This is a genomic window from Rhizobium sp. P40RR-XXII (assembly GCF_012641405.1).
Lineage (GTDB): Bacteria > Pseudomonadota > Alphaproteobacteria > Rhizobiales > Rhizobiaceae > Rhizobium.
This window is the reverse complement of sequence record NZ_JABAII010000002.1, coordinates 368144-387250: the sequence shown is the minus strand read 5'-3', so window position 1 is coordinate 387250 and position 19107 is coordinate 368144. Positions and strand designations below refer to the sequence as shown.

Here is a 19107-nt window from a genome sequence, read left to right as displayed (position 1 = left end):
CGAGATCACCCTGTGTGCTCGGTCTTCTGAAATTCGCGAAGGGATTTCATGATTTCGCGAAGACCTTTCGTGAGATGCTTGTCGCGGCGCAACACCATGCCGAGTTGCCGAACGAGCCTTGGCCGGAGCGGAGAGGTAACCAGCAGGTCCGACCTGTCACGTCTCAGCGCCATGTCCGGGAGGATGGACCATCCGAGGCCCGCTGCGACCAGCTCCTTGATGGCTTCGACGCTTCCGAACTCCATGGCGGGCTCGGGTTGGACCCCGCCAGCCTGGAACCATTCGTTCGTGGCCCGACGCGTGTTGCCACCTTCGTAAAGAAGCATCGTCTTGTCCTTCATGAATTCCACATCCGGGCCGCCCTCCGGCATCGCGCTTCCCTTCGGCGCCACGGCCAAAAGCTCGTCGTCGTGGAATGGTTCGACTTCGAGGGAGCGGCCGGCAGCGGGCAGGGCGACCACCGCCAAGTCCAGCGCATTGGCTTCGAGATCGCGCAGAATTTCCGCAATATTACCGATGCGGACGATGATCTCGAGATCGGGCATGCGCTTTTTCGCCATGGCGATGGCGCGGGGCAGCAGGTGGATCGAGGCCGTGCCGCCGCTGCCGATCCGCACGCGGCCGACCGATCCCTCGCGAAACGGCGTCATCGCCTCTTCCGCCATGGAGCAGGCTTCGATGATGCGGCGCGCATGCGGAAGCAACTCCATACCCGCCGGCGATGGCTGTGCCCGCCGGCCGACACGCTCGATCAGTTTCACGCCGAGGCGCTGCTCCAGAAGTTTCACCTGCAGGCTGACCGCCGGTTGAGTCAGCCCGGCTTTATCGGCTGCGGCTGTGAAACTGCCGAGATCAACGACGCTGATAAAGGCCGCGAGTTGATCCAGATTGAGCATCAGAAGAATTCCTTATGGATTGCATAAAGATTATAAGCTTCATTCGTTGCTAATGCCAGTGCATCCTGAAGCCATGTTGATACGGCTGAAGGAGCATGAAGAATGACGATCGATATCGATGGAGCAATGCCGGCGGCGGCTGACGCGGGCAGGGAACGGCGAAAGCCGGGATTTCTGCACGTCACGCTGGCGAAATTTGTGTCCTATCTCGAAAAGCGCGAGACAAGATGGGATCTGCGTGACCTGACCGACGATCAGCTCCGCGATATCGGTATGACGCGCGCCGAAGCGCGAATCGAGGTCAGCAAGTCATGGTTCTGGGGCTGAATCGCCCAAAGCCACTCGAAGGGAAAGTTCCGGAGAGGAGCCGCATGACGGTGCTGTTTGCACAGACGGGATCTATGCAGGAAGTGACCGTCGGAAGCGGATGGTCGAAGGAGTTCATGCAGTTGCCCAACAGGTTTGACCGGGCGATTTCAAACGTCATCCCTGGCGCGCACAGCGCAGATTGAGGCAGCAGGATCTGAGCCATGGGGCGGGCAGGGCCGGCGCCCCGGATGATCCCAGCCTCAGTCCACAGCAATTATGTCTCGTGCAGCCGTTTTTGTGGCGGCGTTCTTCTTTCCGCCATAGAGTTGTCTGATCCATCGCCTTCCAAATCCAGCGGTGCCTTTCGGCCATTGCCCACCTTCCGCCCGGATCGTCAATTCAGAGTGCCAGATAAAGTTCCATGCCCAAGACAATTTCCTTGCTCTTCACCACGGTGCTTTCAGCCGTATCTTTTCTTGGCAGTCTTTCGATAGCGCAGGCCGGTCAGGCGAGTTATGTCGTGGACGCGCGTAGCGGCCAGGTGCTGGAGGCATCGAATGAGAACGAGCTGAACTATCCTGCATCGCTCACCAAGATGATGACGCTCTATCTCGCCTTCGAGGCGTTGCATGCCGGCCGCCTGACCTGGGATCAGAAGCTGACCATGTCGGAGAACGCCGAAGGCAAGGAACCCTTCAAATTGGCCGTTGGCGTCGGCCGCAAGGTCAGCGTGCGTGAAGCCGTTGAAGGCATCGTCGTCTTGTCTGCCAATGATGCGGCCGTCGCGATTGGTGAGCAGCTTGGCGGCACCGAGGACAGCTTCGGCCGGATGATGACCGAAAAGGCGCATAAGCTCGGCATGAGCAACACCGTCTTCAAGAATGCGTCTGGCCTGCCGGATCCGGAGCAGGTGACGACCGCCCATGACATGGCGGTACTCGGCGTCGCGCTGATGCGGGATTTCCCCGAGGAATTCAAGCTTTTCTCCATGCGCGGCATCAAGTTCCGTGGCATGAAACTGCGCGGTCACAACAATCTCATGTATCGCTACGCCGGTGCCGATGGCATCAAGACCGGCTATACCGATGCCTCCGGCTATAATCTCGTGACGTCTGCAACGAGGAACGGCCGCCATGTCGTCGGCGTGGTCATGGGCGAGAAGACCGCTGAAATTCGCGACAACAAGATGGCAAGCCTTCTGGACACCTATCTGGCCCCGGTTCCGACAACGGCCACAGTATCGACCGGCACTCCCAAGCAAAGCTCGGCGAACTGATTTCTGCTTGATTTCAGCATCCAGCAGGCCATTCATCTTTGGGCGACTGACAAGAGGGTGCCTTCGTTTCCGAAATTGCTCCGCGGAGACGCTAATCCTGCCGCATTCCGCCCATCGTACAGGTTAGGAGATCATGTTTCTTCGTACAGAAGTGCGATGTCCTCCGACTGCTGCTTTTATCCGAGGCATTTTCACGGTTGAATGCTGAGACGTGCCTCTTGCGATAAATAGTTGAGTAGTGATTGCCGAGCTGGCGGGCTGCCCTATGTCAACAGCGGAACTCGCCCGTTCGCTGCGCTCATCATGATCTGGTAGGAATCGGCGCCGAACTGCGAATTCGCTTAGGCGGAGATATCTGTTTCCAGTTTGTTATTCTCCGAAAATGAAGGACCCATCATTGGCCGCGACCGGCCTGATGCTCCTGCAAGATAGATCTCGCAAATATTTCAACGCATTAGGTCAAGTTGGGAGGACCGGAATGACGTATGATGCACGTTTGACGCGTGAGCGCGACTTTCACAATGAACGCTTCGGTGCAGTGGAGGAGCGCAAGGAGGATTCGTTTTATTTCGCCGTCAAAGCCGCTGTGGACACCTATTGGCGGCTGGTGAGGGCGGCTTGCCCCGAAAAGGAAGTGCTCGAATACGGGTGCTCGAACGGCATGAGCAGCATTGGTCTCGCGCACTCCGCCAAGCGGATCACCGGCATCGACATTTCGGACGTCGCTATTCAACAGGCCACCAATACGGCGGCTGGCCGTGGAATCAACAACGTGGCCTTCCAGGTCGACAATGCGGAAGACATGACGTTGCCGTCGGCGGGTTTCGACGTCGTCTTCGGCAGCGGCATCCTGCACCATCTGGTTCTGGAGAAATCACTTAGCGAGATCCGGCGTGTGCTGCGACCCGGCGGCAAGGCTTTCTTCTTCGAGCCACTCGGCCATAACCCCGTGATCAATCTCTATCGCAACCGGACGCCAACCGCCCGCACGGTTGACGAGCATCCGCTCTTGAAATCCGACTTCGACATCGTACGCAAATATTTCTCGAAGTACGATCTGGAATTCTTCGGGCTCGCTACGCTTGCCTCGATCCCGTTTCGCAGGAGTCCGCTCGGCACCGCGGTCCGAGGTACCGGCGAACAGATTGACAATCTGCTGCTCAAAATCCCGGGCGTCAGATGGCAGGCCTGGATCGTCGTTATGACCCTGGAAGCATGAGGGAGCAGGCCTGTTCAATTGCGTAAAAGAGCAGGCCATCCCATCCTCAAGAAATCATGGCCGATGCTGTGTGTCTGTTGCATTTAAAAATGGAACCAACCCAGCTATAAACAAACATCAGATAAGATAGATTATGGAACTAAATCAGATATAGCCTCTGGAAAGAGATAGCCATTTTTTTATTTCATTTCAGATGGTTGGCGAGATTTTCGAGAGTCGATTTCAAGCCCTCGTCATGGTCTTTCTTGCTGATGCCATACGGCACATTCTCGCAAACTACGGTGACCTTCGTACCGGATGGCACCTCCACTAAGGACCACGTAATGATCATCCTGCCAGCGAACGCCGGGTCGTCGGATTCGAAATCCACCGCCTGAACGATGCGTTTGTCAGGAACGATTTCGAGGAACCGGCCGGAAACGATATCGGTGTGCTCGGAGGATTTTCCGGGAGTCGAATGATCCGCTGCATTATAGGACAGCGCCAGCCGGTAATTGCCGCCTTGATGCGGCTCGAAGACGTGAACGTGCCCCGTCATACCCTTGGGCGGAAGCCAGGCGATCAATGCATCGGGATTGATGAACGCGTCGAAGATCGCGTGTGGCGTCGCGCGGATTATTCTGGAAGCCGTGTCGGTTCTTTTTGCGCCTGTTGCCTCGCTCATCACATCCTCCTCGTCGTGAGCGTCGCAGCGCTTCGTATGGCTCGGCCGTTCAATGCCGACGGCGTTTGCCTCTTCAGCCTGCCTTGATGCGGATCGCCTTGGCTGCAATCTTCTCGGCCAGCAAAATCGGATCGCAGGCGAAAATACTGTCCGGGCGTCCGGCCGCGCACCAGACCTGATCATAAGACAAAAGGCTCTCATCCATGAAGACAGGCAGATCGACGAGATGGCCGATCGGTGCGACGCCGCCGATGGCGAAGCCGGTTTCGTCGCGAACGCGATCGATATCCGCACGCTTCAGCCGAACCCCGTAAGTCGTTGCTATATATGCTGTATCGGCATTATGGCTGCCCGAAACAAGAAGCAGCGTCAGTTCGTGCGTGTCGGCGTTGACGAAGACCAGCGACTTGACGATCTGGCCGACGGCGCATCCGACCGCCTTGGCGGCTTCCTCGGCCGTCCGCGTCGATTGCTCCATGCGTTTGATCGAAATATCCAGACCCAGATGGCGCGCCGCCAGCTCGACGCGCTCCAGGCTCGAAAGCTTTCTGCTGTCTTCGCTCATAGATCGTCATCCTCCACGTCGAGTTCGATCTGCATCTGATCGTAGGCCGGCTCGACATGATCGGGCGTTTCTGCCAGCACGGTGTCATAATCCAGCGGCGTGTGCATATGGGTCAAGATGGCATGTTTCGGCCGCAAGCGTTCGATCCATCCAAGCGATTGTTCCAGCGATAAATGGCTCGGATGTGGCCGATACTGCAGAGCGTCGATGATCAGGACATCGAGATTCTCGACTTTTTCTACAGATTCCGGCGGGAAGTCGCTGATATCGCTGCAATAAGCGAGTTTACCGATACGAAAACCCAGCGAATGAATATCGCCGTGCAGCTGCTTGTGAGGCCAGAAACGGATCGGACCGCCCGCCCCCGCGATCGTGAAGCTTGTCTCGAGGCTTTCTATCAGCACCGGCCGCACGATGGGCGGATAGCTGCTGCCGGGCGGCGTCTCAAGACAGTAGCGAAAACCCTCGCGGATTCGATCCATGGTCGGCGGATCGGCATGGATCGGGATCCGCTCATGCGAGATATGAAAGAAGCCGCGCAGATCGTCGATGCCGTGAATATGGTCGGCATGGGCATGGGTATAGAGCACGGCGTCGACGGAGCTGACACCGGCTCGGATCATCTGCTCGCGGAAATCCGGTCCCGTATCGATGACGACGGTGGTAATCCCGCCATCGGGTGCGATCTGTTCGACGAGAAATGCCGCGCGCGTGCGCCGGTTCTTCGGGTTCTTGGGATCGCAGTCGCCCCAATCCCCGGTGATGCGCGGAACACCCGGCGACGATGAACAGCCCAAAATGGTGAAGCGTCGCCGGTATGTCACGACGTCAGACCCTCGTCATCTTGGAGAAGCAGCGGAAGGCGTTCGCCGTGGTGATCTCGGCGATATCCGCCATGCTGACGCCGATCGTATCGGCCAGCACCTCGGCGGTGTTGACGACATAGGACGGTTCGTTGCGCTTGCCGCGCCAGCGCTTCGGCGCCAGATACGGCGCATCGGTCTCGACCAGCAGCCGGTCATGCGGGATCGTCTTGGCGATCTCGCGCAGTTCTTCCGATTTCGGGAAGGTCAGAATGCCGGAAAAGGAGATGTAGCCGCCGAGTTCGACGCCTGTGCGGGCAAGGGCAGGGCCGGCGGAAAAGCAATGCAGGATGAAGGGGAAAGCCCCCTTCCCCGTCTCTTCCGTCAGGATGGCCGCCATATCCTCGTCGGCGCTGCGGCTGTGAATGACCAGCGGCAGCTTGGTTTCGCGCGCGGCAGCGATATGGCGCAGGAAGCCGGTCTTCTGGTCTTCCGGCTTGACGGTATCGTAGAAGTAGTCGAGACCCGCCTCGCCGATCGCCACGATCTTTTCGTGCTGATTTGCCAGCCGCACGAGGTCTTCCGTCTGGATGTCCAGCTCCTGGTCGGCGCTGTTCGGATGTGTGCCGACCGAACAGAAAACCGATGGATAACGCTCGGTGAGCGCAAGCAATCCATCGAGCTTCCTGACCTTGGTCGAGATTGTGACCATCTGCTTGATGCCGACCTCGTGAGCGCGCGCGACGATCGCATCGCGCTCGTCCTCGAAGTCTGCAAAATCCAGATGGCAATGCGTATCGATCAGCATGGAAAACCTTATTCGGCGGTCGGCGCGACATAGCGCGGGAAGACCGGTTTCGGCGCTTCCAGCGGCGTCCCGGCAACGAGGCGGCCCGCCTCGCCGAGTGCCGTGAAATCACGCTTGTCGGCAGGGATTGCGATAAGATCCAGCAGCTTTGCCGAGGATTCCGGCATGAAGGGCTGCAGCAGAATGCCGATCTGACGCACGACGTCGGCCGTGACATAGAGCACGGTCGCCATGCGGGCTGGGTCGGTCTTCTTCAGCGCCCAAGGCTCCTGGCTCGCGAAATAGCGGTCTGTTTCGGAAACCACCGCAATGATGGAGGCAAGAGCGCGATGGATGAGCTGCTTGCCCATGTCTTCGCGATTCGAGGCCAGCAAGGCGTCGGCCTGCGCGAGAAGCGCCTTGTCTTCGTCGGTCAGCGGACCGCATTCGGGGATCTGGCCGTCGCAGTTCTTGACGATCATCGAGAGCGAGCGGCTGGCGAGGTTGCCGATGCCATTGGCGAGATCGGAATTGATGCGCGTGCCGATCGCCTCTTCGCTATAGCTGCCGTCCTGGCCGAAGGAGACTTCGCGCAGGAAGAAGTAGCGCACCTGGTCGAGACCGAAATGGTTTACGAGATTGACCGGATCAACGACGTTGCCGAGCGACTTCGACATCTTCTCGCCCTTGTTGAGCAGGAAGCCGTGGGCATAGACGCGCTTCGGCAGCGGCAGCTTCGCCGACATCAGGAAGGCCGGCCAATAAACTGCGTGGAAACGGATGATGTCCTTGCCGATGACATGCAGGTCCGCCGGCCAGTATTTCGCCCGTGGATTGTTACGGTCTTCGATATAGCCGGTCGCTGTGATGTAGTTCGTCAGCGCATCGACCCAGACATACATGACGTGAGCCGGATCGTTCGGCACCTTGATGCCCCAATCGAAGGTGGTGCGTGAGATCGACAGATCCTTGAGGCCCGACTTCACGAAGGAAATCACCTCGTTGCGCCGCTCGGCAGGGCCGATGAAGTCCGGATTCTCTTCGTAAAGCTTCAGCAGCCGGTCCTGGTATTCCGAGAGCTTGAAGAAATAGCTTTCCTCCTGCACCCATTCGACCGGCGTGCCCTGAGGCCCGTAGCGCACGTCGTCGGCGCGCAGCTCGGTTTCGCTTTCCTGGTAATAGGCTTCGTCACGCACCGAATACCAGCCGGCATAGGAATCCTTGTAGATGTCGCCGGCGTCCGCCATCAAGTTCCAGATGTTCTGCGATGTCTCATGGTGGCGCGGCTGCGTCGTGCGGATGAAGTCGTCGTTCGACGCGTTCAGCAGCTTGCCCATCGCCTGGAATTCGTCTGAATTGCGGTTGGCGAGCTGCTGCGGTTCCATGCCCTCGGCGCGTGCCGTCTGCTGCATCTTCTGACCATGCTCGTCCGTACCCGTCAGGAAAAAGACGTCGCGGCCGTCGAGGCGCTGGAAGCGCGCCAGCGCGTCGGTGGCAATCAGCTCATAGGCATGGCCGATATGCGGCTTGCCATTGGGATAAGCGATCGCGGTGGTAATGTAGAACGGAGTTTTTTCGGTCATGTCGGGCAGCGGTCCGCTTTTTACTGTTGCGTCTTTGTTATTCTTGGCACCGCTCGCTTTAGCGCATGTTTGCCGGGAGCGAAACACCAAGTTTCGCGCCCGCAGCATTCGGAACTTCGGGATGGCGCCTTGCTTGACTCGGCCCCGCCTCGCCTTTACCCCTTCGGAGGACTCGAACGCAGGACAGAGATGGCCGTGAATTTCATTGTTTTATCTATTGGTCTGCCCAACGGCTTCAAGGGCCTGTGAATTTGAGTTCGATCGGTTCCTTTCAGCCGCTTTATTCCGTTTCCGGCTTTTTCGTCGGCATGCTGGTCGGCATAACCGGCGTCGGTGGCGGCTCTCTAATGACGCCCTTGCTCGTCCTCCTCTTCGGGGTGCACCCGGCGACGGCTGTTGGCACCGACCTGCTCTATGCCGCAATCACCAAGACGGCGGGAACGGCCGTGCACGGCATTCACGGGCGGGTCAATTGGCGGGTCGTCGGCCTCCTGGCCTCCGGCAGCGTGCCGGCGGCGCTCGCCATGCTCTGGATCATGGCCGGCGTCAATCGCGAGAGCCCCGCCGTCGCCCATGCCATCACCCTGTCCTTGGGCTGTCTCCTGCTTTTGACGGCGCTGATGCTGATCTTCCGTGGCCAGATCCTGGCGGCCATCCGCAAATGGCGCGGCGAGCGCGGAACCATATCGCCACGCAACATCGCCCTGCTGACAATCGTCCTCGGCCTCACGCTTGGCATTCTCGTTACCATGACCTCGGTCGGCGCGGGCGCGCTCGGTGTCACCGTTTTGCTGGTGCTCTATCCGCAGACGGACGTACGCGAAATCGTCGGCTCGGATATCGTCCATGCCGTGCCGCTGACCTTGATCGGCGGCATGGGCTATTGGTTCATCGGCGAGATCAACTGGACGATGCTGTTCGCCCTGCTGGTGGGCTCGATCCCGGGCATCGTCGCCGGCAGCCTGCTGGCGCCGCGCCTGCATGAGCGGTCCGTGCGCATCATCCTTGCCGTTACGCTGGCCATCGTCGCCTGGAAGCTGATCCTTCCCTGATGCGTTTCAGAGGAAACTCCATGGCGGCTTTCGTTCGGAATTATAGTCCGTTTTATGCCGAAAGCTGCTGCTTGAGCTCGCCGAGAATTGTGATCAGCGTTTGCTTGCGATCGAGATTGTAAGCCTGTGACACGTTGAGCCGTTCGGTGGTCTCGGAATGCAGGCGGGCCAGTCTTTCGGCCGCGGCAACGGAGCCGTCAAGCGCGGCGGCACGGGCGCGATCGATAATGTCATCGCCGATATGAGCCACGAAGAAGCCGAAGATCGTGTCGCTGTCCTTGGCGGAAAGTGCATCGGCGAGGCGGTGCATTGCCTTGCGGGCGGCGGGTCCATCCGCCGAAAGCACTTGCCTATAGGCTTCGACGATTTCGCCGCCACCGTAATTCAGCAGCTTGAGCGCCTCGCTGACGCTGCCCTTGGCTGCCGAGAGCAATTTGCTGCCCTGCCCGGCCGGCACACCCAGGTTTTCGAGCGCCAAACGCAAGGCATCATCGGCCAGCGGCGCGAGCTTCAAAGGCAGGCAGCGCGAGCGGACCGTCGGCAGAAGCCGGCCCGGTGCATGCGAAAGCACGAGGAACAAAGCGCGCTTCGGCGGCTCCTCGAGGATCTTCAGGATGGCATTGGCTGCACTGCGGTTGAGATCGTCGGCTGGATCGATGATGACGATCCGCCAGTTGCCGGTGCCCGAGGTCTGCGAGAAGAATTTTCCGGCGCGGCGCACCTCGTCCACGGTGATTGCGGACTTCACCTTGCCGGTCTTGTCGTCGACCGGTCGGCTGAGGTGCAGCAGATTGTGGGAGGCGCCACCGGAAATCTGCCGGCTGACGGCGGATGTCGGGTCCGGATCGCCGATCGTCTCCGGTGCGGATGCCGGATCGGGATGGGAGAGGACATGATTGGCGAAACGAAAGGCAAGCGTCGCCTTGCCGATACCCTCTGGCCCTTCGATCAGCATGGCATGATGCCCCTTGCCGGAGCGATAGGATTGCGCGAGGAAAGCTTCCGCCTGCTCGTGGCCGAAGAGTTTCACGTTGTCCTGCGGAGGAATGGCGCCGTCGAGGACGCCCGGCCGGTCGTCACTCATTGCGCCGCTTCCGATCCAGCGGCGATATTGGCAGCCGCAAGCCGCTTGTCCACGATCGCGGCTATTTCCGCCGCGATATCGTCTTCCGATCGCTGCGCGTCGATGACGTGGCAACGATCAGGTTCTCGGGCGGCGATATCGAGAAAGGCCTCGCGGCGCTTCTCATGGGTCTGCATCTCTTCCTTTTCGAAACGATCGGGTGCGGCGACGGCCGAGGCGCGTTTACGCGCACGCTCCAAGCCCTTTTCGGCCGGGATGTCGAGAATCAGCGTGCAGTCCGGCACGACGCCGTTGACGGCGACCCTTTGCAGGGCCTCGATATAATCAGGTTCGAGATTGCCCGTCACGCCCTGATAAACGCGTGAGGAATCCATGAAGCGGTCGCAAAGGACGATGGTGCCGCGCGAAAGCGCCGGACGAATAACTTCCTCGACGTGATCGTTGCGGGCCGCAGCGAAAAGAATGGCCTCCATTCGCGTGCCGAACATTTCTGCCGCGCCGGAAAGCAGGACGTGCCGCACAGCCTCCGCGCCCGGTGAGCCACCGGGTTCGCGCGTCACCAGAACCTCGTGGCCACGCTCGCGCAACCGTTCAGCCAGCCGGCGGATCTGGGTGGATTTGCCGGCCCCTTCCCCGCCTTCGAAGCTTACGAATAATCCGTTTGCATCAGCCAATGATCATGTCCTGCACTTTTCGCGTGCCATCCGTCTGGTATGCGATACGCATTCTGTTTAACCCAAGACACGCCTCGGTGGAACCGTGCATGTCTAGGTGGGCACGACTCTATATGGGGTGTGAACAGAGATTTCGCGAGCCGCTCGGCTCTCTCAACTCGGCAAAGGCTTGTCCCAAAGCCAGGAGAACAGCAGCGATTCCGTCAATTCCATAAAGGCATCGAAGGCGCGGCGGCCCAATGTGCCCTGCGCGACCGATTCCTTCGTGTAGAGCGGCAGTTCACGCACCAGCCGCGCGCCGAGGAATACGCGAAGAGTTCCCGCTTCGTAGCCCGCGGCCACGGGCGCGGCCAGCGGCCAGCGATAGACGATACGCGCCGACAGTCGATCCGGGGTTTCGATCGGGACATAGACATCAACAGGCATTTTTGCCTGCAGGCCGACCGTGGAAGCAGCGCCACCGTAGACGCTGGCATCGCCGATTACTTCGCCATCGGCAAAGATGCGCTGGCTCTTGAAGTTGCTGAGGCCCCATTCAAGCACGCGCCGCGTCTCTTCAATGCGTTCCTTGTCACTCTTCAAGCCGCCGAGCGCCAGGAACAACCGGCGTCCATCGCGCTGAATGGAGGCGACGATCGAAAAGCCCTCGCTTTCGGCAAAACCGAGCCCCAGGCCATCCACGCCGATATTGAGCAAAAGCATCGGGTTCTTGTTTCGCTGATAGATCTTGTTCCAGGTGAAATCGGCCTGCCCGAAATATTTATATAGATCCGGGTGCTTCTGCTGCAGGTCCTGCGCCAGCATGACCATCTCCCGCGCGGAGACCTTGCCGCCGCCATTCGGATCGTTCGCATCGGGCAGGCCGGTGGAATTGATGAAGGTTGCCCGCGACATGCCGATCTCTCTTGCACGCGCCGTCATGCGCCTGGCGAATTCCCGTTCGCTGATGGACATGCCTTCCGCGAGAACGATACAGGCGTCATTCGCCTGCTGCACGGCAATACCCTGGATCAGGTCGCCGACGCGGATGCGCGATTTCAACGCGGCGAACATCGTCGATGCGCGCGAGGGGGCGCCGCCCGTCCGCCAGGCATTTTCCGAGACGGGATATTCGGTATCGAGGCTGACCTCCCCTCGCCCGATCGCGTCGAAGACGACATCAAGCGTCATCAGCTTTGCGATGGATGCCGGCGAAATCAGCTGATCTTCGTTCTTTGCAAGCAGGATGGTGCCGGTCGAGGCTTCGATCATGAATGCCTGCGCGGCTTTTGTGTCGAAAGTACCGGGTGCCGTCTGCGCAAAGGCGGAGGCATTGCCGAACCCGAGGACAAAAAGGAACAAAAGAATCAAGCACTTTGGCATATCGTCCCCTTCATCCGATCACCGGCACGATTATTTTAGTGACGGGTTGAGATTCAGGCAATGATACCGATCAATCCGCCTGCGTCGTACCTTGACGCTGGCGATGATAGGACGAAAGGATCGATTGCTGCGTCAACCCGTCATTGCGAACCATGACGGCATCGAAAGCAAGATTGACGTAAACGGTCTTGACGGGAGCCTCCTGGTAGGCGGCAACGGTGGAGCCCAGGGTTTCATCCTTCAGGCTTGCAAGACGCCGAGAGAAGTCCGGCCGCTCGTAAGGGATCGGGCCAATTCTCGGCAGCACGACCATGGACGGCTCCGCGGACTCAGCAGCCGGCATTGCGCCGCCGTTCCATTCCATCGGCGGCGGATCGTTGCGCTTGCCGCCCTTATAACCGGCATCCGGCGTCGAGCCGGCAAAGGCCGTCGTCGAATAAGGCGCCTTGCGCGGAATGGGTGCGATCGCCGGCGCAGCGTCATAGCTGCGCTGCTGGCGGCTTGCGCGGAGGGGAGTATCCGTTTCGGGCAACTGATCCGCCGTCATCCGGCCGGCCGAGGCAACCATCACGCCTGTCGCGATCTGGCCACCCGGATTGATGCTGGGCAGGCGCGAACCCTTCGGAATGTAGGAGGCCATCAGATAGGGCTCGTCATGGCCGTCCATGCGGGCGCGGCCGACATATTGCACGCGCACGTCGCCGGTGCCGCTGTGCTGGAGATCGAGCATCTGCGCGGTCTTGTTGGAAAGGTCGATGATGCGGCCGGGGTGGTATGGGCCGCGATCGTTGACGCGCACGATGATGGAGGAGCCGGTCTCGACATTGGTGACGCGGGCGTAGCTTGGCAGCGGGAAGGTCGGATGGGCAGCGGTCAATGCCTGCTGGTCGTAGACTTCGCCGTTGGCCGTCAGGCGGCCGTGGAAGGCAGAGCCGTACCAGGAGGCGATGCCGACCTTGCTGTAGCCGAAATCTTCCTTGGGGTAATACCACTTACCCTTCACCTGGTAAGGATTGCCGACCATGAAGCGGCCGCCGCCCTTCGGCACGGGGCCATTATTGACGACGCGAGGGCTCGCCTTCACGCCATATTCCTTCTCGGAGAAATATTCCTTGCCGTGCTGGCGCGTCGAGGCAACCTTCTGAGACGTTCCGCAGGCCGTAATGGTTGCGCACATCAGGGAAAGAGCAAACCAACGCATACCCGTTGCGCATGTCACCGCACGATTTTCTGATGTCATCTGTCCCAAGCCGCTACTCATTACTTTGACGGAGGTATGCTACCGGCACATTCCCTCATTCCGGTATCCTGCTACGCTCCAATCACCTAACGGTGCTTTAATCATGATTACAGTTTGTCGATTTTGCGATGCAAATTGAGCGCACCGAAGAGATTCTTAAAGTCATGGTTAACGCACAGTAAAGTGGCGCCGATTTGAAGTAGCGAGGTCGACGGCATGCATGCCCAGGCATTGGTCGTCTGCGGATCGTCACCAGCCGGTCTCGCTCTGTGACAGACGAGATCGGATCGTCATTGCAACCGGGATCAGTCGGATGGATTTGAAGCAGTTCTTTCAGGTGCTTGTATCAAGACGCATCAGTATCTCGTCATGATAGATATCGCCCACCTTCAGCGCTTCGGTATCGACGGCCCAGGTCTTGAAGCCGAAGGATTCATAGAGGCGAATGGCTGGGGCGTTGGAGGATACGACGCTGAGGCGCACCGAGCGGCAATCAGCTCTTGCTTCCTCAAGTGCCGCAGCCATCAGCAAACGTGACAGGCCGGTGCCCCGCCCCTTTGGACGCACATACATGCCCCAGATCGATGCGATGTGCCGCATCTTCGTCCCTTTCGACCGCGCGATGGCGATAACGCCGGCAAGCGCCCCGTCATCCTCGAAGCCGCCGATCACCGTATTGCCTTCGAGTATGTCGCCGATCTGCGCCGGCGAATATTCCAGCTCCTGCTCATGGGAAGCGCCAAAGGCTTCCGGATGATGCGCCAGCCCTTCCAGGCGGATATCTCTGAAAATCGAGGCATCGTCGCGCTGCAGGCGGCGTATGTTGAAGCGCTGCATGCCTATTCCTCTCGCTGAAGCAAATGTACGGCGCGGTGGAGAGGCGTGTTTCGCATCCCGCCCTTTGCGCCGTCAACCGTCAATGGGGCATTGTGCCGATAATGTGCCGCAGCTTGTCCGGATTGCGCACGCAATAGATGGCAACGACCTTTTCGCGCTCGATGTGCAGCGCGGTCGTCTGCACGACATTGCTGCCCTCCACCGTTACGAAGCCGGGCAAACCGTCGATGACGGCATAATGGATCAGCCGTGAGGGCTCCGTGCGGAAAAGCCGCGCCAACTGCTCATGCAGGAGCATAACCGCCGAAAGCCCGATGAGCGGCCGCCGTGAGGTCGGCACCTTGCCGCCGCCATCCGCATAGGCAACCACATCTTCGGAAAGCAGGGTGCCAAGAGCGGCCATATCCCCCGTTCTCGACGCGGTAAAGAAGGCGGTGGCAATTTTGCGTCCCTGTTCCCTGCCGACGGCAAAGCGCGGCCTGGCCTCGGTGACATGCGCCCTCGCCCGGCTGGCAAGCTTGCGGCAGGCACCAGCCTCGCGGCCGATCGCGAGCGCGACATCGTCGAAATCCATGCCGAACACGTCATGCAGGAGAAAGGCGGCACGCTCCAGTGGTGACAGGCGTTCCAGCGCCATCATCAACGGCAGCGTGATATCGTCGGCCGCATCGGCATCTTCCGGATCGAAGATCGGCTCCGGCAGCCATGGTCCCACATAGGACACGCGCTGCCGGCGCGCCGATTTCAACTCGTTCAGGCAAAGTCTGGTGACGATGGTCCGCAGAAACGCGACGGGCGTGCGAATGGTCGCAGGATCGGTCGCCAGCCAGCGCAGCCATGTATCCTGCACGATATCCTCGGCATCAGCGACCGATCCCAGCATCCTGTAGGCAAGCCGGACGAGGCGCGGGCGCAGCTCGGCAAAGATCGGGTCCGAAGGCGTTTCACTCATGGGCGGCGAGCTCACGTGGGAATGAAATAATTTCGCGGCCACGGACGAACTGCAGTGTCGTCAGCGCCACCCGTCGCCCAAGATGGCAGGCGGTGGCGAGGTCGGATGCGGGCGGCGCGGTTTCCGGGCCTTCATCCGTGTTCGCCTGCGCCGCGGCACCAAGCCAGAATCCGAGACGGTTCATATCCGCTTCCGAGCCGGTCGAAGAGCAATTCGCCGGAGGAAGATCGAGGCCGACCCAATGCATTCCGTGCTGGGCTGCGAAGATCACCATCTGCATCAGCGTCGAGAGCTTATCGCCGGATCGCGACCCCGAGGTGGTGAAACCCGCCGCAATCTTGCCCTTCCACAGGTAACCCTTGGCGAGAACGGCATGCGATGTTGCCTCCTGGAACGCTTTGAACGACGCGGAAACCGCGCCCATATAGGTCGGCGATCCGAAGATGATGGCCTGCGCCGCATTGAGATCATCCCAGTGGCGCTCCACCTTGTCCACCGTCAACAGCATGGCCTCGACACCATCCACCTGCTCAACCCCCGCCCTCACGGCTTCCGCCTGACGGCCCGTATGCCCATAGCCGCTATGATAGACGATTGCGATGCTCTGCCGGATCATTGTCATCTCCTTCGAAATTGGCGTTGCGAAGGAGATGACAAGGCATGGGTGCGGATTGTGACATGCCGCGAATTTAGGGGAAGGCAAAAATTGGGAAGTTTATTGGCGGAAAGGGAACGATGAAGATGGGCACTATGTCTACGCTATAGCCTCCTGAGGCGCGCCATGGCTTGCCGCAAGATATTCGGAAAATCAGGCGACTTTCTCCATCTCGGACGCGCCGCGGCGTGACATGAGTTTCTCGACTTCGATCATATGTTCCGTTCCCCAGGCGCAGAGCGGCTTCAAGGCTCCGGCGAGGGTCTGGCCGAACGCAGTGAGGGAATACTCGACTTTCGGCGGAATTTCCTTGAAGTCGAGCCGATCGACGATCCCATCAGCCTCCAGTTCCTTCAGTTGCTGGATGAGCATCTTGTCACTGACCTTGCCGATGGCCCGCCTCAGGTCACCATAGCGTCGGGCTTCGTGGGCAAGGTGGAACAGGATCAATGGCTTCCACTTGCCACCGATGACAGCCAACGCAGCGTCCAGCCCGCAGATAAAGCCAGGTGTCGCCATTTCGCATGCTCCAATTAGCACTTACCAAAAGGTGCATACTGGAAGAAAGAAAAGCAAGCCTCTATTTCGAAGCGGTCATCATTTTCTTGGAGATCGAGATGCGCAGGCTTGAAGGTAAAATCGCCGTCATAACTGGCGGCAACAGTGGCATCGGTCTGGCGACCGCCAAACGGTTTGTGGTGGAAGGCGCCGAGATTTTCATTACCGGCCGTCGTCAGGAGGAACTGGACAGGGCGGTGGAGGAGATCGGCTCCGGAGTGACAGCGGTGCAGGGCGACGTTTCGCGTCTGGACGATCTTGATCGGCTGTTCGCGGCGGTGCGTGCGAAGAGCGGACGAATAGACGTACTCTTCGCTAACGCTGGGCTCGGAAAGCTGACTCCGCTTGGCACTATCGATGAGGCGTCGTTCGATTTGACGTTCGACGTCAACGTCAAAGGAACGCTGTTCACAGTGCAAAAGGCGCTGCCGCTTATGCAGGCCGGTGGATCCATCATCCTCACCGGCTCGACCACCGGCTCGACAGGAACGCCTGCGTTCAGCGTCTACAGCGCGACCAAGGCTGCAATCCGCAATTTCGCCCGAAGCTGGGCACTGGACCTGAGGGGGACGGGTATCCGCGTGAACGTACTTTCCCCCGGCGCCACCGAGACGCCCGGCCTCAAGGGGCTCGTGAAGGCCGGAGAGGAGGACGCGTTGCTGGAGAGCTTTGCCTCGCAAATACCGCTTGGTCGCGTGGGCCACCCCGAGGAGACGGCGGCGGTGGCGCTCTTCCTTGCCTCGGACGAAAGCAGCTTCATGACCGGTAGCGAGGTCTTCGTTGACGGCGGAGACGCACAAGTCTGACGGCCGATCGAACCCCTGCCGAACCCTTTCGGCGCGAAAGTGTTACCTATGTCTCAGGGACAAACTGTTACCTATGTCTTCGGTATGGACACAAGCCTATTGGCGGAAGAGGTGGGATTCGAACCCACGGTACGGTTTCCCGCACGCCGGTTTTCAAGACCGGTTCCTTAAACCACTCGGACACTCTTCCAAGCCCTTGAAAAGGTTGAAAAATCAATGTTTATTGATTCTTCGAAATCGGACGCGGTTGCCGATTTTCTACCCAATCACTCGACGGCTGGCTTTTTAGCAGCTTTGGTCGCCGCGTCAACTTGTTCCGCCAAGCTCTCTTGCATTCTCGACATCAAATGGAATGGTGATTGAGGGATATCGATCGAGCGCGGGTCAATGCGCGAGTTTCGTTTCGTCAAGGCGACAAAAATAAGGTGGCCCGGCCGCTGGAACGGGCCGGGCCACCTTCGCCAGGTCAGGGGTCAAATCTGACTGAAGCAGGCTAATTAATAAGAAAAGCTTAGTTATTGTCAATTCTCAGTGCGTTGGCTGCGCCGACCTCGATTTCTCGACCTCGTGTTGATGGCTTCGACTATCCGGGATAGTTTCCTACACATGACTTCTGACGATCATTCCCTGTCTCTCGGCGCGAAGCCTCTCGCCGGCCAGGCCCTCACCGCCTTTTTCAGCCGCGATGCCGTGGTGGTCGCGTCCGACCTGATCGGCGCGCGTTTCACGGTTGCGGGCATAGGCGGCCGCATCGTCGAGACGGAGGCCTATCGGCCCGATGACGAGGCTTCCCACGCATATCGCGGGCCGACGCGGCGCAATGCGGCCATGTTCGGACCTGCCGGCCACGTCTATGTCTATCGCTCCTATGGCATTCACTGGTGCCTGAATTTCGTTTGCACCAAAGCAAGTGCAGTGCTCATCCGCGCGATCGAGCCGGAAAGTGGCATCGGCGATATGATCCGGCGGCGTGGCCTTGCCGATATCGTCTCGCTCTGCAACGGGCCGGGCAAGCTGTCGCAGGCACTTGATGTCGATATAAGTCTCGACGGCCACTCCCTGGATGCGGCGCCGTTTTCGATGTCGCTGGCGGAACCGGTCCCGGTCGTTTCGGGCAAGCGCATCGGAATCACCAAGAACATCGATCCGCTCTGGCGCTTCGGGGCGGCGGGCTCGCGTTTCGTCAGCCGTCGTTTCCTATGAGCGCAGGCAGGATGCCTGGCGCCTCCTCCAATGTTCGGTTAAACTCGGCGAACGAACATTCTGGGAAATAGCATGTTCGACCATATCGGAATCGTCGCCAAGGATTTACGGGCCAGTGCCAGGCTTTATGCGCATATGCTGGCGCCGCTCGGCATCCGTATCGTGGAGAAGCATCGGCTGGCGCCCGATTCCGCCTGGGTCGTTCTTTCTACAGGAAAGCCGCAATCGCCTTTCTTCGTGATCGCTGAAGGACGGCCGACCTTTTGGACTGACAGTGCAACGGTTGCCTCCAGCCCCATTCATCTCTGCTTCCAGGCACCCTCACGCGAAGCGGTCGATCGCTTTCATGAGGCCGGGCTCAAGCATGGCGCGCGCGACAACGGTCTTCCGGGCATTCGCCGGCCACCATTCTATTGTGGCTTCCTAATCGACCTGGACGGCAACAATGTCGAAGCCGGTTGCTATCTCGGCGATTAAGGCGGTCTTGCGCGGTCTCGGCAATGCCATCCGATGAGCCGGCTTGGCCTCTCGTTTCTGACAAAAAAGGCCGCCGGGGTGGTGCCCGGCGGCCGTCCGGCCACG

Annotated in this window: 22 protein-coding genes and 1 tRNA gene; 8 read left to right on the top strand and 15 right to left on the bottom strand. The window is 59.5% G+C overall.

From position 1 onward, the window contains the following. Window positions 1–5 precede the first annotated feature (5 nt). The gene (locus HGP16_RS05190) at window positions 6–896 is read right to left on the bottom strand and encodes a LysR family transcriptional regulator (protein WP_205926295.1); all 891 of its coding nucleotides are present in this window, start codon (window positions 894–896) and stop codon (window positions 6–8) included. Between the two features lie 102 nt (window positions 897–998). On the opposite strand from HGP16_RS05190, the gene HGP16_RS05185 reads away from it, so the two are divergent. The 4 genes from HGP16_RS05185 (at window position 999) to HGP16_RS05170 (ending at window position 3700) form a co-directional block, all read left to right on the top strand. Continuing rightward, window positions 999–1223 (top strand): DUF1127 domain-containing protein, encoded by a 225-nt coding sequence (locus tag HGP16_RS05185; protein WP_168838939.1) that lies wholly within the window; start codon window positions 999–1001, stop codon window positions 1221–1223. A 44-nt stretch (window positions 1224–1267) separates the two neighbouring features. After that, window positions 1268–1408 carry a hypothetical protein gene (locus HGP16_RS05180; RefSeq protein WP_168838938.1) on the top strand — a complete coding sequence of 47 codons (141 nt, stop codon included), beginning with the start codon at window positions 1268–1270 and terminating at the stop codon, window positions 1406–1408. Between the two features lie 218 nt (window positions 1409–1626). Continuing rightward, window positions 1627–2481: a D-alanyl-D-alanine carboxypeptidase family protein gene (locus tag HGP16_RS05175; protein ID WP_168838937.1), complete on the top strand. Its 855-nt coding sequence runs from the start codon at window positions 1627–1629 to the stop codon at window positions 2479–2481. Between the two features lie 397 nt (window positions 2482–2878). Continuing rightward, entirely contained in the window at window positions 2879–3700 is an 822-nt protein-coding gene (locus HGP16_RS05170; protein WP_168838936.1) for a class I SAM-dependent methyltransferase, read from the top strand. Window positions 3701–3884: 184 nt separating this feature from the next. Here HGP16_RS05170 and HGP16_RS05165 read toward each other — a convergent pair whose 3' ends face one another. The 5 genes from HGP16_RS05165 to metG form a co-directional block, all read right to left on the bottom strand. Further along, complete coding sequence (locus HGP16_RS05165) at window positions 3885–4364, bottom strand: SRPBCC domain-containing protein (RefSeq protein ID WP_168839176.1); 480 nt, start codon at window positions 4362–4364, stop codon at window positions 3885–3887. Between the two features lie 73 nt (window positions 4365–4437). Next, window positions 4438–4929 carry a YbaK/EbsC family protein gene (locus HGP16_RS05160; protein ID WP_168838935.1) on the bottom strand — a complete coding sequence of 164 codons (492 nt, stop codon included), beginning with the start codon at window positions 4927–4929 and terminating at the stop codon, window positions 4438–4440. Next, window positions 4926–5753 carry an MBL fold metallo-hydrolase gene (locus HGP16_RS05155; protein WP_168838934.1) on the bottom strand — a complete coding sequence of 276 codons (828 nt, stop codon included), beginning with the start codon at window positions 5751–5753 and terminating at the stop codon, window positions 4926–4928. The genes HGP16_RS05160 and HGP16_RS05155 overlap by 4 nt, the downstream gene beginning before the upstream one ends. A 4-nt stretch (window positions 5754–5757) precedes the next feature. Further along, window positions 5758–6540 (bottom strand): TatD family hydrolase, encoded by a 783-nt coding sequence (locus tag HGP16_RS05150; RefSeq protein WP_168838933.1) that lies wholly within the window; start codon window positions 6538–6540, stop codon window positions 5758–5760. Window positions 6541–6548: 8 nt separating this feature from the next. Then, window positions 6549–8102 (bottom strand): methionine--tRNA ligase, encoded by a 1554-nt coding sequence (gene metG / locus HGP16_RS05145; RefSeq protein ID WP_168838932.1) that lies wholly within the window; start codon window positions 8100–8102, stop codon window positions 6549–6551. 308 nt (window positions 8103–8410) lie between these two features. Here metG and HGP16_RS05140 point away from each other — a divergent pair, with 308 nt between their 5' ends. Continuing rightward, the gene (locus HGP16_RS05140) at window positions 8411–9154 is read left to right on the top strand and encodes a sulfite exporter TauE/SafE family protein (protein ID WP_409526815.1); all 744 of its coding nucleotides are present in this window, start codon (window positions 8411–8413) and stop codon (window positions 9152–9154) included. 52 nt (window positions 9155–9206) lie between these two features. Here the strand turns inward: HGP16_RS05140 and HGP16_RS05135 are convergent, their stop codons facing one another. The 8 genes from HGP16_RS05135 to HGP16_RS05100 all read right to left on the bottom strand — a co-directional run bounded on the left by HGP16_RS05135 (window position 9207) and on the right by HGP16_RS05100 (window position 16477). After that, window positions 9207–10238, bottom strand: a complete 1032-nt coding sequence (locus HGP16_RS05135; RefSeq protein WP_168838930.1) for a DNA polymerase III subunit delta' — start codon at window positions 10236–10238, stop codon at window positions 9207–9209. Further along, entirely contained in the window at window positions 10235–10912 is a 678-nt protein-coding gene (gene tmk / locus HGP16_RS05130; RefSeq protein ID WP_168838929.1) for a dTMP kinase, read from the bottom strand. The genes HGP16_RS05135 and tmk overlap by 4 nt, the downstream gene beginning before the upstream one ends. A 153-nt stretch (window positions 10913–11065) precedes the next feature. Then, entirely contained in the window at window positions 11066–12274 is a 1209-nt protein-coding gene (locus HGP16_RS05125) for a D-alanyl-D-alanine carboxypeptidase family protein (protein ID WP_168838928.1), read from the bottom strand. 70 nt (window positions 12275–12344) lie between these two features. Continuing rightward, a complete protein-coding gene (locus HGP16_RS05120) occupies window positions 12345–13514 on the bottom strand; it encodes a septal ring lytic transglycosylase RlpA family protein (RefSeq protein ID WP_168838927.1) in 1170 nt (389 codons plus the stop codon). A gap of 333 nt (window positions 13515–13847) precedes the next feature. Beyond that, a complete protein-coding gene (locus tag HGP16_RS05115; RefSeq protein ID WP_168838926.1) occupies window positions 13848–14351 on the bottom strand; it encodes a GNAT family N-acetyltransferase in 504 nt (167 codons plus the stop codon). 79 nt (window positions 14352–14430) lie between these two features. Continuing rightward, entirely contained in the window at window positions 14431–15303 is an 873-nt protein-coding gene (locus tag HGP16_RS05110; protein ID WP_168838925.1) for a sigma-70 family RNA polymerase sigma factor, read from the bottom strand. Beyond that, the gene (locus HGP16_RS05105) at window positions 15296–15919 is read right to left on the bottom strand and encodes a flavodoxin family protein (protein WP_205926293.1); all 624 of its coding nucleotides are present in this window, start codon (window positions 15917–15919) and stop codon (window positions 15296–15298) included. The genes HGP16_RS05110 and HGP16_RS05105 overlap by 8 nt, the downstream gene beginning before the upstream one ends. Before the next feature lie 192 nt (window positions 15920–16111). After that, on the bottom strand, window positions 16112–16477 hold the full coding sequence (locus tag HGP16_RS05100; RefSeq protein ID WP_168838924.1) for a helix-turn-helix domain-containing protein: 366 nt from the start codon (window positions 16475–16477) through the stop codon (window positions 16112–16114). 98 nt (window positions 16478–16575) lie between these two features. On the opposite strand from HGP16_RS05100, the gene HGP16_RS05095 reads away from it, so the two are divergent. Next, window positions 16576–17322, top strand: a complete 747-nt coding sequence (locus HGP16_RS05095) for an SDR family NAD(P)-dependent oxidoreductase (protein WP_168839174.1) — start codon at window positions 16576–16578, stop codon at window positions 17320–17322. 100 nt (window positions 17323–17422) lie between these two features. Here HGP16_RS05095 and HGP16_RS05090 read toward each other — a convergent pair. Further along, a tRNA-Ser gene (locus HGP16_RS05090) sits at window positions 17423–17512 on the bottom strand. Window positions 17513–17928: 416 nt separating this feature from the next. Between HGP16_RS05090 and HGP16_RS05085 the strand changes: the two genes are divergently transcribed. Continuing rightward, on the top strand, window positions 17929–18525 hold the full coding sequence (locus tag HGP16_RS05085) for a DNA-3-methyladenine glycosylase (protein WP_168838923.1): 597 nt from the start codon (window positions 17929–17931) through the stop codon (window positions 18523–18525). A 72-nt stretch (window positions 18526–18597) separates the two neighbouring features. After that, window positions 18598–19002 (top strand): VOC family protein, encoded by a 405-nt coding sequence (locus tag HGP16_RS05080; RefSeq protein WP_168838922.1) that lies wholly within the window; start codon window positions 18598–18600, stop codon window positions 19000–19002. Window positions 19003–19107 lie beyond the last annotated feature (105 nt).

Bases quoted from the DNA above. Each gene is read 5' to 3' on its own strand.
- HGP16_RS05120 (WP_168838927.1), bottom strand. From the start codon at position 13,514: ATGACATCAGAAAATCGTGCGGTGACATGCGCAACGGGTATGCGTTGG.
- HGP16_RS05150 (WP_168838933.1), bottom strand. From the start codon at position 6,540: ATGCTGATCGATACGCATTGCCATCTGGATTTTGCAGACTTCGAGGAC.
- HGP16_RS05190 (WP_205926295.1), bottom strand. From the start codon at position 896: ATGCTCAATCTGGATCAACTCGCGGCCTTTATCAGCGTCGTTGATCTC.
- HGP16_RS05185 (WP_168838939.1), top strand. From the start codon at position 999: ATGACGATCGATATCGATGGAGCAATGCCGGCGGCGGCTGACGCGGGC.
- HGP16_RS05105 (WP_205926293.1), bottom strand. From the start codon at position 15,919: ATGATCCGGCAGAGCATCGCAATCGTCTATCATAGCGGCTATGGGCAT.
- HGP16_RS05135 (WP_168838930.1), bottom strand. From the start codon at position 10,238: ATGAGTGACGACCGGCCGGGCGTCCTCGACGGCGCCATTCCTCCGCAG.
- HGP16_RS05180 (WP_168838938.1), top strand. From the start codon at position 1,268: ATGACGGTGCTGTTTGCACAGACGGGATCTATGCAGGAAGTGACCGTC.
- HGP16_RS05115 (WP_168838926.1), bottom strand. From the start codon at position 14,351: ATGCAGCGCTTCAACATACGCCGCCTGCAGCGCGACGATGCCTCGATT.
- HGP16_RS05100 (WP_168838924.1), bottom strand. From the start codon at position 16,477: ATGGCGACACCTGGCTTTATCTGCGGGCTGGACGCTGCGTTGGCTGTC.
- HGP16_RS05110 (WP_168838925.1), bottom strand. From the start codon at position 15,303: ATGAGTGAAACGCCTTCGGACCCGATCTTTGCCGAGCTGCGCCCGCGC.
- HGP16_RS05125 (WP_168838928.1), bottom strand. From the start codon at position 12,274: ATGCCAAAGTGCTTGATTCTTTTGTTCCTTTTTGTCCTCGGGTTCGGC.
- HGP16_RS05165 (WP_168839176.1), bottom strand. From the start codon at position 4,364: ATGAGCGAGGCAACAGGCGCAAAAAGAACCGACACGGCTTCCAGAATA.
- HGP16_RS05080 (WP_168838922.1), top strand. From the start codon at position 18,598: ATGTTCGACCATATCGGAATCGTCGCCAAGGATTTACGGGCCAGTGCC.
- metG (WP_168838932.1), bottom strand. From the start codon at position 8,102: ATGACCGAAAAAACTCCGTTCTACATTACCACCGCGATCGCTTATCCC.
- HGP16_RS05095 (WP_168839174.1), top strand. From the start codon at position 16,576: ATGCGCAGGCTTGAAGGTAAAATCGCCGTCATAACTGGCGGCAACAGT.
- HGP16_RS05085 (WP_168838923.1), top strand. From the start codon at position 17,929: ATGACTTCTGACGATCATTCCCTGTCTCTCGGCGCGAAGCCTCTCGCC.
- HGP16_RS05140 (WP_409526815.1), top strand. From the start codon at position 8,411: ATGCTGGTCGGCATAACCGGCGTCGGTGGCGGCTCTCTAATGACGCCC.
- HGP16_RS05160 (WP_168838935.1), bottom strand. From the start codon at position 4,929: ATGAGCGAAGACAGCAGAAAGCTTTCGAGCCTGGAGCGCGTCGAGCTG.
- HGP16_RS05175 (WP_168838937.1), top strand. From the start codon at position 1,627: ATGCCCAAGACAATTTCCTTGCTCTTCACCACGGTGCTTTCAGCCGTA.